Raw genomic sequence first — 12,543 nt, 5'->3', positions numbered from 1 at the left:
CGCAGTTGATCAAGGTCGCGGGGTTGGTGCGCACTGAATTGGGTCGGCGGTGGTTCATCCGGCCGCGGCGTTTCCCGGGTCCCAGGGGTGGGTCGTGCGGATGTCGGCATTGAAGTCCTCGATCCGGCGCCGCAGGTTCGATTCGGTGTGGCCGATGGCTTGGGCGGCGAAGGGTTCGAGGAGTCGGCCGAGAGCTTTTCCGGTCAGTCCGCTGGGGAGTTCGTAGCTGAAGTCCACGCTCAGTTGGGTCTCGCGGATGCCGGTCGCGGTGAAGCACCAGATCGATGTGTTCCTGAAGCCGTCGATCGAGTCGAGGGCGATCAGTCGGTTTCTTTCCCAGGCGGTGATCGTGAGGATTGAGTGGAGGGTTTTGAAGCCGACCTGCATGGCGGCGTCGAAGGTGGCGCCGAGGCCGTGGTCGAGGGTGCCCGTGGGATCGAATCGCGAGATGCCGAACACCCAGGTGGGGACGTTGCGGTAGTCGCCGATGAAGTCGAACGCGACGTCGATCGGCACGGTGGCGACCGCGCTGTGGTGAGTGTGCATCATTTGTTCGCCTTTCGGTGTTGTTGCACCGAAACCGGGATCGCGACACGACCCGCGGATCGACTGTTCGATCATTCGGCCATTTCCTGAAACGCCTCGTCCCGGCGCAGCACCATAGGGAGTGTGGCCAACCGGATCGGCACATCCAACGTCAGCGACAGTTCGCCACATAGTGTGGGCCCGCCCGCTTCCCCGTCGTTGGGGGCGCTCCGGGCGGCACCGTTCCCGTGTTCGCGCATCATCGGCCGACCCATGGTCCGAGCCGGCCCAACCCCGCTCCGCACCGTGAGGCAAACTTGTCAACATCAAACATACCCAAGGTATGTTATAGGCGCAATAAAGGACTCGCAGTTTTCTAATTCGTCAGAGTCACCCCGGTCGACGGGTGCAGCTCGCGGCGAACAAAATGGGAACCGGACCTGATGCTGCCGGCCGCCAACGTCCGCACAACCGGGTGTCGGGTGCGCTAATACCGACGCGTACTTCCGTCCTTCAGCAGCGCACTGTCGGCCCGGGCAGCGAGGATGGATCCGATCCACTTGCTGGGGAAGCGAATGCAGCGCTTTGTTCACCTCGGCATGAAAGTCGCGGTGCAGTGTGACCTGCCCCAAAGGTCGGCACGTCTTAGACCGGCGGGGCGGGAAGCAGCACCGGCGCCTCGCACTCGTCGAAGACCTCGAGCGGGCGGGCGGGGGTGCTGCCGTGGATCCGTCTCCCCGCCACCTGGCGGCACCATGATTCGCACGGCGTTGTGCTTCGGCCAGACCCACGCCTCATCGACGTCGGCACCACCCTGATCGGGCACCACTATCGCTCGGCGGCCCCACAGCTCCCGACCTTGGCGCGGCGTTCCGCGGCCGGTGCCGCTCTGATGACGCTTGCATGCGTCGTGAATCCGGCAGGAGAGACGCACTTTTCGGCGTGGCGCCGGTATGCGGGGAGGCGGACTGTGCTCTCGAGAGTGAGGTGCCCGCCTCCCCGATTCGATCAGTCGGCGATGACGGCGTCGGCCTCGATCTCGATGAGCAGGCCGGGGGCGATCAATGCGCTGACCTCGAGGATCGTGGTGGCGGGACGGATTTCACCGAAGACCTCGCCGTGCGCGATGCCGGCCTCTTCCCACCGGCTCATGTCGGTGAGGTACATGCGGGTGCGGATGACGTCGGTCGTGCTCGCGCCGGCCTCCGTGAGTGCCGCCTCGATTCGCCGCAGTGCCTCCCGGGTCTGTTCTCCGAGATTGTTTCCACCGACGGGGCCGTCGGGACCCGCCGCTGTGGTGCCCGACACGGACACGAGCTGACCGATGCGCACGGCCCGGGAATAGCCGATCTTGGCTTCCCACTCGGAACCGGACGAGACGTTGTTTCTGTTCGACATGAGCGACATTGTCGCAAGCCTCGATCGGGCGTTCACCAGCGCGGTAGTCCTCGACGGTCGCGTGTCCTCGCGGGTCGAAGTCTTGACACCGGTTAGAACAAATGTTCGCATGTACTCATGAGGTGGGATGGGCAAGCGGTCGACGCCGACGACGGTGCACTGCCGGGGCTGGAACGCGCCGGGCTCGTGCGCAGCGTGCAGACACCCGAGTTCGACGGCATCACCTTCCACGAGGTGCTCTGCAAGAGCGCGCTGAACAAGATGCCCGAGGAATCTCAACTGCCTTTCCGGTTCACCGTCAATGCTTTTCGCGGATGCTCGCACTCGTGTCGCTACTGTTTCGCACGGCCCACCCACGAATACCTCGACCTCGACGCGGGCCGCGATTTCGACAGTCAGATCGTCGTGAAGACCAATGTCGCGGCGGTGCTGCGCAGGGAGTTGGGGCGGAAGTCGTGGAAGCGTGAGCACGTGGCGCTCGGTACCAACACCGACCCGTATCAGCGGGCGGAGGGCCGGTACCGTCTCATGCCCGGAATCATCCGCGCGCTGGCCGAATCCGTCACCCCGTTCTCGATTCTGACCAAGGGGACGTTGCTGCGGCGCGACCTCCCACTGCTGACGCTCGCCGCCCAACAGGTGCCGGTGAGCATCGGAGTGTCGCTGGCGATCCACGATCCCGACCTGCAGAAGTCGATCGAGCCGGGCACACCCACGCCGAAGGCGCGCCTCGATCTGATCCGGGCGATCACCGACGCCGGCCTGCCCTGCAATGTGATGGTGGCCCCCGTCATCCCGTTCCTGACCGATTCGGTGCGGCATCTCGACGGCCTGCTCGAGGCGATCGCCGACGCCGGCGCCTCGGGTGTGACCGTCTTCCCGATGCACCTGCGCGGCAGCACCAAGGGCTGGTTCATGAACTGGCTGTCGACGGAGCATCCGGCGCTCGTCCGTCAGTACCGGCAGTTGTACGGGCGGGCGGCCTACGTTCCGCCCGAATACAAGTCGTGGCTGAAGCAGCGAGTCGACCCTCTCGTCGACCGGTACGGTCTGGGCGGCGGGGCGAACCATCGGGAGGCCGGGCACGCCGAGACCGTCGAGTCCGATCGCGGTGAACTGGTCGGAGTCGGTCGTCCCGGACCGGCGCTCACCCTGTTCTGACGTGAACGGTCCGCCTCGGCTCGTACCATTCGGCGCCGGCGGGTTCTCCCGCCATGTTCCAGCTCCATGAAATGGTCGGTGCGATGCGCACATAGAGGCCGGGGCCGACCATTCCGTCCCGTTCCACCGGCTGATCGGCCGTGCCGTAGATCCGGATGGATCGCGCGACGAACGGTTCGAACGACACCAGGTCGTCGACGACCAGCGATACCTTGTCGTTGCCGGCCCGGATGTTCCGGAACTTGCGGGTACCGGCGACGGACGGTCCGGAACCTCCCACCCAGAAGTCCGTTCCGTCGAACTCGAACGCGAGTGGAACCACGTCGGGTTGCCCATCTGCGCCCACGGTGGCGACGCGAGCGATCGGCTGTGACCGCAGGTAGGCGATCTCTTCGTCCGTGAACGACATGGAAATCTCCTCTTCGATGTCGAGCGAGAGCACTGCGTCGACTGTCCGTTCGCGTGCCGCTGCGGCACTCTTCGGTGCCCCGGCCGCGGCCGGGGCGGATACGGCGACGCTGACCCCCACCGACACGATCGGGCACGGTCTGAACCCCGGCGAGTCCGCGGCGTCCTGAGCGGCGGTTCGGCGGGTTCAGGAGAAGACGTTGTCCAGCCAGGACTTCCACGCGTCCTGCGACTTCTCCTGGTCGGCGCCGGCGGCGAACAGGTGGTGCGCCGCGTCGACCGTTCCGCCGAACGCGTTGCGGCCGTAAAACCGGTACAGCGCGTCGGCGGTCCGGATGCCGATGAAGTGCGGCGTCAGGTAGTCGACGACACCGTCGACGGTGCCGAAACCGGGGATGTCGACGGACACGGTGTCGCCGGCGGCGGAGGCGTCGGTCAGGCCGAGCGCGCCGCGGAGCGTGGCCATCGCGTCGGGACCGGCGGAGGCCTCCGGGCCGCCCGTCGTGATGTAGGTGGCCGCGCGGCCGGGGAAGTACTGGACGTACTGGCCGAGGCTGTGGAGGTAGAACGTGGTGTGCTTGTCGGCGCCGTCGTACTGCGCGTCCCAGTCGTCGGTGAAGATGCCGCTGTGGACGTAGCGCAGCGCCGCGGTGCCGCCGTCGCGGGCCTCGATGAGGTATTCGAGGGCGTTGAACCAGCCGTCGGGACCTTCCTGGCGCACGGCGAACTTCTGCGGCGGCTCCCACGCGACGACGGCGGGGTCGTCCGGTCCCTCGCTGCCGACGCCGGGATCGAGTTCGGAGGGGAACATCCACCCGCCGGTGCCGCTGGTGACGGCGGCGAACACGTCTTCCGGGGTGGCGTTCAGGACGACCTCGCGGCGAATCTCGAAGTTCTTGGACATGCTAGCTCTCCTCGTGACGGTTGTCGGGTGACTTCGCTTGCTCGGACGGTGTTTTCAGGCTGGGGTGCAGTGCGACGACGAGGCGGTGCCTGCGCCCGTTCGGGGCGTTCTCGTCGTGGTATCGGGCCACCAGGTTCTTCACGGACTCGCCGAGTTCGTCGGCGAACGCGGACCGGTCGGCCGCTGACGCGAACCGGATCTCGCTGTCGATCGCGTAGGTGGCCAGCGGCTGACGCGCTGTGGTGGCGCCGGCGATCAGTTCGCCGACCTCACGCACCAGTCGCGCGGCGAGTGCCACCAGCCAGCGGGCCGACAGTTGGTCCGGTGACCGGTCGGGATCGGGTGCGAGGGAGGCGAACGCGGCGGGGGAGATGACGTACGACGCCGCGGTGGCCTGGAAGACCCGCTCGGTGACGTTGCCCTTCCTGCGTTCCTCGACGAGCTCGACGAGGCCATGCTCCTCGAGTGCCCGCAGGTGGTAGTTGGCCTTCTGTCGCGTCAATCCGACCGTCGCGGCGATCGAACTCGCCGAGCCGGGTTCGGCCAGCGCCGCCAGCAACCGCGCCCGGATGGGGTCCAGGGAGATCTCGGCGGCGGCCGCTTGATCGATCACTGCTACGTCCAACATGCGTCAACCCTCGCACCGACAGAAACTTCTGTCAAGACAAAAAATATTGTCGGTGGGTCGAGTGGTCAGCGCAGCGCGGGCGGGTTGTTCAGATCGCGCGCCGAATAGGTGTCGCAGGCCCGGACCTGACCCGTCCGGTAACCGGTGGCGAACCACTTCTGGCGCTGCTCCGAAGAGCCGTGCGTCCAGCCCTCCGGATTCACCCGAGCGCCCGCGGACTGCTGGATCCGGTCGTCGCCGACCGACGAGGCAGCGGAGAGGGCGTCGTCGATATCGGTGTCGGTGAGGGTGTTCAGGAACGGCGGCCCGCCGTCGGGGCCTGGAAGGGTGTCGGCGTAGTGGGCCCACACGCCCGCGTAGCAGTCGGCCTGCAACTCGGTTCGCACGGCAGCCGAGTCGGCGCCCCGCGGGTCGGCCTGCGCCCGCCCGATGTCGCCGAGCTGGTTCTGGATGTGGTGGCCGAACTCGTGCGCCACGACGTACTCCTGTGCCAGCGGTCCGCCGCTGGACCCGAAGCGGTCGACGAGGAGCTGGAAGAAGCTGGTGTCGAAGTACGCCGTCGAATCCGCCGGACAGTAGAACGGTCCGACCTCGCTGGTGGCGTTTCCGCAACCGGTGTTGACGGAACCGGAGAACAGCACCACCTCCGGCGGCACGTACGCGGTGCCGGTCTGTTTCGCGAGCTCCTGTTCCCACACGGAGTCGAGACTGCCTGCGGTGAACACCACCCGGCAGTTCACGTCGCGGTTGGCATCCGCGCCGGTTTCGCATCCCGCGAGGCCGGCGCCGGAATTCTGGCCGGCGGAATCGGTGGTGCCGCTGAGGCCGCCGAGCAGCGAGCCGGGATCGCCGCCGAGGAGCAGTGCGAGAACCAGCACGATCAGACCGCCGGCGCCGCCGCCCATCGCGAACTTGCCGCCGAGACCACCGCCGCCCCCGCCCCCGACCGACACCCGGCCGGAGTCCATTCGGGCGCCCTCGTTGAAGGTCATGTGTCATCGCTTTCTCTTCACTTTTCCGGTGCGTGCCGATCGAGCCTCGCACGGGAAGCGGGTATGCGTTTCCGCTCACGCACGGTGTCTCCGTAGGATCTCAGCCAACGAAGTAGCTTGCCCCATGTTTCGAAAGGAATCCCGTGCTGCGCACACATCTCGCCGGTTCATTGCGAGCCGAGCAGGCCCAGCAGACCGTAGCCCTCACCGGTTGGGTTGCCAGGCGTCGTGATCACGGCGGGGTGATCTTCATCGATCTACGTGACGCGTCGGGTGTGTCCCAGGTGGTGTTCCGGGAGGGCGCCGCCGCCGAGCAGGCTCACCGTCTGCGCGCGGAGTACTGCGTCAAGGTGACCGGTGTGGTCGAGGTGCGTCCCGAGGGCAACCAGAACTTCGAGATCCCCACCGGGGCCATCGAGGTCAACGTCACCGACCTCGAGGTCCTCAACGAGAGCGCGCCGCTGCCGTTCCAGCTGGACGACCAGGCCGGTGAGGAAGCGCGCCTGAAGTACCGCTACCTGGACCTGCGCCGTGAGGGCCCCGGTCATGCCATCCGGCTGCGGTCCAAGGTCAACGCCGCGGCCCGCGCCGTGCTCGCGCACCACGAGTTCGTCGAGGTCGAGACGCCCACGTTGACGCGATCGACGCCGGAGGGCGCCCGCGACTTCCTGGTTCCCGCGCGACTACAGCCGGGCAGCTTCTACGCGTTGCCGCAGAGCCCGCAGCTGTTCAAGCAGCTGCTCATGGTCGGTGGTATCGAACGCTATTACCAGATCGCGCGCTGCTACCGCGACGAGGACTTCCGCGCGGACCGTCAGCCCGAGTTCACTCAGCTCGACATCGAGATGAGCTTCGTCAACCAGGACGACGTCATCCTCCTCGCCGAGGAGGTGCTGTCGTCGCTGTGGAAGCTGGTCGGGCACGAGATCAAGACGCCGATCGCGCGGATGACGTATGCGGAGGCGATGCGTCGCTACGGTTCCGACAAGCCGGACCTGCGTTTCGGTGTCGAACTGGTCGAGTGCGCCGAGTTCTTCAAGGACACCACGTTCCGGGTCTTCCAGCAGGAATACGTCGGCGCGGTGGTTATGCCCGGCGGTGCGAGCCAGCCGCGTAAGCAGCTCGACGCCTGGCAGGAATGGGCCAAGCAGCGCGGGGCGAAGGGCCTGGCGTACGTGCTCGTCGGCGAGGACGGCACGCTCGGCGGACCGGTGGCGAAGAATCTCACCGACGCCGAGCGTCAGGGCCTCGCCGCGCACGTTGGTGCGAAGCCTGGCGACTGCATCTTCTTCGCGGCAGGCACCACCAAGTCGTCCCGTGCGCTGCTCGGTGCCGCGCGTGGCGAGATTGCCCGCAAGCAGAACCTCATCGACCCGGACGCGTGGGCGTTCGTGTGGGTCGTCGACGCACCGCTGTTCGAGCCGACGGCGGACGCCACCGCGAGCGGCGACGTCGCGCTCGGCTACAGCGCCTGGACGGCGGTGCACCACGCGTTCACCTCGCCCAAGCCGGAGTCGATCGACACGTTCGACACCGATCCGGGTTCCGCGCTCGCGTACGCCTACGACATCGTCTGCAACGGCAACGAGATCGGTGGCGGCAGTATCCGCATCCACCGCAAGGACATTCAGGAGCGAGTGTTCAAGGTGATGGGCATCTCCCACGAGGAGGCCGAGGAGAAGTTCGGCTTTCTGCTCGACGCGTTCGCGTTCGGCGCCCCGCCGCACGGCGGCATCGCGTTCGGCTGGGACCGCATCACCGCCCTGCTGGCCGGTGTCGATTCGATCCGTGAGGTCATCGCGTTCCCGAAGTCGGGCGGCGGCGTCGATCCGCTGACGAGTGCTCCGGCTCCGATCACCGCGCAGCAGCGCAAGGAGTCCGGGGTGGACGCCAAGCCGGAGCCGAAGGGCGACGCCGCGGCGGCCGAGCCCGACGCACCCACAGGCAAGTAGGCGGGTCTCCCGGCGCGATCTGCCGGCGGGACTCGATGACCGGACGACGCGGAACAGCCGGGGGACACGATGTTGCACCTGCGAGTGATCTGTCCGGCCGAGCGCACCGAGGACGTCCTCGGTGTGCTCGCCGCGGAACCCGGCGCCACCCACGTGGTGGTGTTGCGCGACGCCGCGATCGACCCCGCCGGTGACGCGATCCAGACCGACGTGGCCCGTGAGTCCGCGAACGACGTGATCGACGCGCTCGAGGCCCTGGGAATCGATCGCACCGGCGCGATCACGGTGGAGCCCGTCGAAACGGTGCTGTCGAAGTCCGCGCACGAGGCGGAGAAGGCGGCTCCGGGTGATCCCGCCGACAGCGTCGTGTGGGAGGAACTGGTCAGCCGGACGCGTGAGGAGTCGACACTCAACGGCACCTTCCTCGCGTTCCTCACCATCGCCTGCCTGCTGGCCGCGGTGGGTGTGGTGACCGACTCGCCGATCACCGTCGTCGGGGCGATGGTGGTGGGGCCCGAGTTCGGTCCGCTCGCCGCGCTGGCCGTCGCGCTGATGCGGCGCAAGCTCGGTCTGGCCCGGCGGTCGCTGATCGCCCTGCTCTTCGGTTTCCCGTTCGCGATGGCGGCGACGCTCGTCGCGACGCTGCTGATGGAGCGGGTCGGCTGGATGGAGTTCGAGAGCATCGAGTCCCTCGACCAGGTCGATTTCATCTACCGGGTCGGACCGCTCTCACTGATCGTCGCGCTCCTCGCCGGTGCGGCCGGCATGCTCGCGCTCGTGTCCGCGAAGTCGGCGGCACTCGTCGGCGTCTTCATCTCGGTCACCACCGTTCCCGCGGCGGGATTCGCCGTCGTCGCGGTGACCGTGGGCGAATGGCGCGTCGCGGCGCTGGCGGCGCTGCAACTCGGTGTCAACATGGTGGGCATCGTCGTCGCAGGCGTTCTGGTTCTGGCACTGCGTTTGCGCAGCGGCGGTGATCCCCGCCGGCTGCTCGAACAGGCGCGGAAAGAGCGCTCCGTGGCACAGAGGCGGAGGGCCTGATGAGTGTCTCGCCGCGCGAAGGCGCTGGCTACGACGAACTCTTCGACGACGGCGGCGACATCCGGGAACCGTGGGCGGAGTTGGCCCAGGACTTCACCGGCAGCGGGCCGGACTCCGTCCGCCGCCTGCAGTCCCGCATCCGGCTTCTCGTCGACAATCACGGGATCACCTACAACCCCCTCGACGGATCGGACGCCCCGACCGCGCCGCCGCGGTGGGAGATCGACGCCGTCCCGCTGATCGTCGCGGCCGAGGAGTGGGAGCAACTTGCGGCGGGCTTCGTGCAGCGCTCCCGCCTCCTCGACGCAGTACTCGCCGATCTGTACGGACCGATGGCGCTCGTCCGGAGCGGCGCCGTGCCGGCCCGCACGGTGTTCGGGCACCCGGGTTACGTCCGTGCGGCGCACGGCATCACGGTGCCGGGCCGCCATCAACTGTTTCTGCACGGACTCGACGTCGGCCGCGGGGCGGACGGCACGTTCCACGCGCTGCGCGACCACACGCAGTCCCCGGCAGGCGCCGGCTACGCGATGGCGGACCGCCGCGTCGTCGCCCGGGCGATGCCCGGCATCTACGAGGCCGTGGGCCCGCGCCCGCTGTCCTCGTTCGCCCAGTCGATGCGGCTCGCGGCGATCGACGCTGCGCCCGCGGGCACCGAGGACCCCCTGGTCGTCGTCCTCAGCCCCCGTACGCGGTCCGAGGCGGCATTCGATCAGGCGTATCTCGCGACAGTCCTCGGCTTCCCACTCGTGGAAAGCGCCGACCTGGTGGTCCGCGACGGCCACGTGTGGATGCGCTCCCTCGGCAATCTGGAACGCGTCGACGTCATCGTCCGGCGGGTGGACGCCGGCCTCGCCGACCCCCTCGACCTGCGCCCCGACTCGCGGTCCGGCGTGGTCGGGCTCGTCGAGGTGCTGCGCCGGGGAGCGGTGACCGTCGTCAACCCCCTCGGCAGCGGAATCCTCGAGAACCCCGCCCTCACCAGGCTGCTCCCGGACCTGTGCCGTCGTCTCCTCGACGAGGAGCTTCTGCTGCCGTCGGTTCCGAGTTTCTGGGGTGGGGACCGGTCGGAGCTGTCACACATCCTCGCGAACGCCTCGTCGATGGTGCTGCGCGCGGTGCACGGGGGTTCGCCGATCGTGCCCGCCGAGCTCCGTGCCGCCGACCTGGACGCCCTGCTGGACCGAGTGCGGGCCGAACCCGAGCGGTGGGTCGGGCAGATCGTCCCGGACCCCTCGTATGCGCCCGCGGCCGACGGATCCGGGGAGGTCTTCCTCGCACCGGTCGGGGTGCGGCTGTTCGGTGTCGCGCAGCAGGTGGGATTCACGCCCATGGCCGGAGGTCTCGGCACGTCCCTCGTTCCCGGGGCCGAGCGCGGGGACCGGCGCCACGCCGGCGCGAAGGACGTCTGGATCCGGCTCGCCCAGCGAACCGCGTCCACCGATCCGGGGGACGCCGCCGACCGGGACGCCGAAGCCCTGCCCACATATGCGGCGACGACGTCCGACCTGATGACGTCGCCGCGCGCACTGACCGAACTGTTCTGGATGGGCCGGTTCTCCGAGCGCGCCGAGGGAGCGGCACGACTGATGATCGCCGTCGGCGAGAAATACCGCGACTACCGCCTGCGACCGTGGCTCGCGGGCGGCGGAAGCCTCCCGATCCTGCTCGACACGGTCCTGCGGGTCGCCGATGCCGGGAACCGTCCGGAGGGGCCCGATCGCGGTGCCGAGTCCGGCTCGGATCCGGTCGCCGACCAGCTGCGAGTGCGCTCGGAGTTCCGTTCGCTGACGGTGGACCCCGACCGGGACGGGTCCCTCGCGCACGCGGTCCGTGGCGTCGAGCAGGCCGCGCGGGCCGTGCGCGGACAACTGTCGAACGACATCTGGGCCGTCCTCAGTTCCGTCGAACGGGCGCTCGGACAGGTCGCCGCCGACACGGTCGACGACGGGTCCGTGCTGTTCGAGGCGCAGTCCGCGGTGCTCGGCGGGATGCTCGCCCTGTCGGGAGTCGCCGCGGAATCGCTGGTCCGGGACACCGGCTGGCACGTCATGGACATCGGGAAGCGAATCGAACGGGCATCCACCCTGATCGCGCTGGTGGAGTCCACGCTGAGACGGAAGACGGATCCGGCGACCGAGCGGGCTGTGATCGAATCGCTTCTCGTCGCCACCGAGAGTTCCGTCGTCTACCGCCGCCGCAATCGGAGCATCCGCCCGGCCGCCGTGGCCGAGTTGCTGTTGTTCGACGTAAAGAACCCGCGGTCGCTGGCGTTCCAGCTCGAGGCGCTCCGTGCGAATCTGGCCGCACTGCCGGACGCGTCGGGTGCGTCGCGTTCGGAGCGGCTCGTCGAGGACATGGTCAACACCGTGCGGCGCGTCGACCCCGCTCGACTCGAATCGGTCGATGCGAACGGGTCCCGGAAGGAGTTGGGTGAGCTGACGACCACGATGCGAGCACTGCTGAGCGAACTGTCCGACGTGATGCTGAAAGGTCAGCTGTCGCTGCCGGGCGGCACCCAGCCGCTGTGGGGCAGCGGGACCACGTGGAGCGCCTCGCAGGGCGGGGTTCCCGCATGACCGACGTGTCGCCCCGCGCGGACGAGGCAGCGGAACGGCCGGTGCTGCGCAGATACAAGATCACCCACCGCACGACGTACACGTACTCGGGGCCGGTGTCCTCGTCGTACGGCCGGGGCTACCTCCTGCCACGCGACACCGAGGAACAGCGGTGCGTGAGTTCCGTCGTCGACATCTCGCCGGTGCCCGCGGACCGCTCCACCGGGTCAGACGTGTACGGCAACCGGGACTTGTACTTCCAGGTGAGCACGCCGCACGAGGAACTGGTCGTGGCGGCCGAATCCGAGATCGAGGTCTACGGACCGGACAAGACCAGGCTCGCCGCCGCACCGGCGAACGCGCCGTGGGAGTTGTCGCGCCCCGTGGGAACCGAGGGTGCGATGGCGCAGGAGTTCGTCCTGGACCTCGAACCCCCCGAGATCAGCGACGCGGTCCGCGAGTACGCGGCGCCGAGTTTCCCGCCGGAACGGCCCCTCGTCGACGCGGTGGTCGATCTCACCACGCGCATCCACCGCGACTTCCAGTACAAGTCGGGGTCGACGTCGGTCTCCACGCGTGTCGCGGAGGTGCTGGAGAAGCGGTCGGGCGTGTGCCAGGACTTCGCTCGGCTCGCCATCGCCTGCCTGCGGTCGCGCGGACTCGCGGCCCGGTACGTGTCCGGCTATCTGGCGACGCAGCCACCGCCCGGCAAGGAACGGATGGTCGGCGTCGACGCGACGCACGCCTGGGCGGCCGTGTGGATGCCGGGGGACCGGTGGCTCGCCGTCGACCCCACCAACGACCAGCTCGTCGACGAGCGGTACACCGTGGTCGCGTGGGGCCGGGACTACGCGGACGTGCCGCCGCTGCGGGGTGTCATATACACAGAGGCACGAAACAGCACCATTGCGGTGTCGGTTGACGTGGCGCCGACCGAAGTGCTCGCGCCGGATCAGCCGAAATGCTGAAATTCATC

The 12,543-nt window shown here is 68.4% G+C and carries 12 protein-coding genes; 6 read left to right on the top strand and 6 right to left on the bottom strand.

Translation table 11 applies throughout. The features are described from left to right. Positions 1-54: 54 nt before the first annotated feature. Together ACFWAY_RS34350 and ACFWAY_RS34345 are read right to left on the bottom strand one after the other, a co-directional pair. Positions 55-549: an SRPBCC family protein gene (locus tag ACFWAY_RS34350; protein WP_378513679.1), complete on the bottom strand. Its 495-nt coding sequence runs from the start codon at positions 547-549 to the stop codon at positions 55-57. Positions 550-1,533: 984 nt separating this feature from the next. After that, positions 1,534-1,932, bottom strand: a complete 399-nt coding sequence (locus tag ACFWAY_RS34345; RefSeq protein ID WP_378452627.1) for a RidA family protein — start codon at positions 1,930-1,932, stop codon at positions 1,534-1,536. A gap of 108 nt (positions 1,933-2,040) precedes the next feature. Here ACFWAY_RS34345 and ACFWAY_RS34340 point away from each other — a divergent pair, with 108 nt between their 5' ends. After that, on the top strand, positions 2,041-3,084 hold the full coding sequence (locus tag ACFWAY_RS34340) for an Rv2578c family radical SAM protein (RefSeq protein ID WP_378452628.1): 1,044 nt from the start codon (positions 2,041-2,043) through the stop codon (positions 3,082-3,084). Here ACFWAY_RS34340 and ACFWAY_RS34335 read toward each other — a convergent pair. Next, on the bottom strand, positions 3,071-3,493 hold the full coding sequence (locus tag ACFWAY_RS34335) for a PPOX class F420-dependent oxidoreductase (RefSeq protein WP_378452629.1): 423 nt from the start codon (positions 3,491-3,493) through the stop codon (positions 3,071-3,073). The genes ACFWAY_RS34340 and ACFWAY_RS34335 overlap by 14 nt on opposite strands. Here ACFWAY_RS34335 and ACFWAY_RS34330 point away from each other — a divergent pair. Beyond that, entirely contained in the window at positions 3,492-3,662 is a 171-nt protein-coding gene (locus ACFWAY_RS34330) for a hypothetical protein (RefSeq protein WP_378452630.1), read from the top strand. The two genes, ACFWAY_RS34335 and ACFWAY_RS34330, sit on opposite strands and share 2 nt — an antisense overlap. Before the next feature lie 17 nt (positions 3,663-3,679). Here the strand turns inward: ACFWAY_RS34330 and ACFWAY_RS34325 are convergent, their stop codons facing one another. From ACFWAY_RS34325 to ACFWAY_RS34315, 3 genes are all read right to left on the bottom strand, one after another. Beyond that, the gene (locus ACFWAY_RS34325; protein WP_378513678.1) at positions 3,680-4,396 is read right to left on the bottom strand and encodes an SRPBCC domain-containing protein; all 717 of its coding nucleotides are present in this window, start codon (positions 4,394-4,396) and stop codon (positions 3,680-3,682) included. Between the two features lies 1 nt (position 4,397). After that, entirely contained in the window at positions 4,398-5,024 is a 627-nt protein-coding gene (locus ACFWAY_RS34320) for an ArsR/SmtB family transcription factor (protein WP_378513677.1), read from the bottom strand. Between the two features lie 65 nt (positions 5,025-5,089). Then, positions 5,090-6,016, bottom strand: coding sequence for a neutral zinc metallopeptidase (locus ACFWAY_RS34315; RefSeq protein ID WP_378452633.1), 927 nt, complete (start codon positions 6,014-6,016; stop codon positions 5,090-5,092). A gap of 143 nt (positions 6,017-6,159) precedes the next feature. Here ACFWAY_RS34315 and aspS point away from each other — a divergent pair, with 143 nt between their 5' ends. From aspS to ACFWAY_RS34295, 4 genes are all read left to right on the top strand, one after another. Beyond that, entirely contained in the window at positions 6,160-7,968 is a 1,809-nt protein-coding gene (gene aspS, locus ACFWAY_RS34310) for an aspartate--tRNA ligase (RefSeq protein WP_378513676.1), read from the top strand. A gap of 69 nt (positions 7,969-8,037) precedes the next feature. Further along, positions 8,038-9,009: a DUF389 domain-containing protein gene (locus ACFWAY_RS34305; protein WP_378452635.1), complete on the top strand. Its 972-nt coding sequence runs from the start codon at positions 8,038-8,040 to the stop codon at positions 9,007-9,009. After that, positions 9,009-11,588, top strand: coding sequence for a circularly permuted type 2 ATP-grasp protein (locus tag ACFWAY_RS34300; protein WP_378513675.1), 2,580 nt, complete (start codon positions 9,009-9,011; stop codon positions 11,586-11,588). Before ACFWAY_RS34305 ends, ACFWAY_RS34300 begins: the two co-directional genes overlap by 1 nt. Then, on the top strand, positions 11,585-12,535 hold the full coding sequence (locus ACFWAY_RS34295) for a transglutaminase N-terminal domain-containing protein (RefSeq protein ID WP_378513674.1): 951 nt from the start codon (positions 11,585-11,587) through the stop codon (positions 12,533-12,535). Before ACFWAY_RS34300 ends, ACFWAY_RS34295 begins: the two co-directional genes overlap by 4 nt. The last annotated feature ends 8 nt before the right edge of the window (positions 12,536-12,543 follow it).

The sequence above is a fragment of the Rhodococcus sp. NPDC059968 genome, from assembly GCF_042738615.1.
GTDB lineage: Bacteria > Actinomycetota > Actinomycetes > Mycobacteriales > Mycobacteriaceae > Rhodococcus_F.
This window is presented reverse-complemented; position numbering and strand designations above follow the sequence as displayed.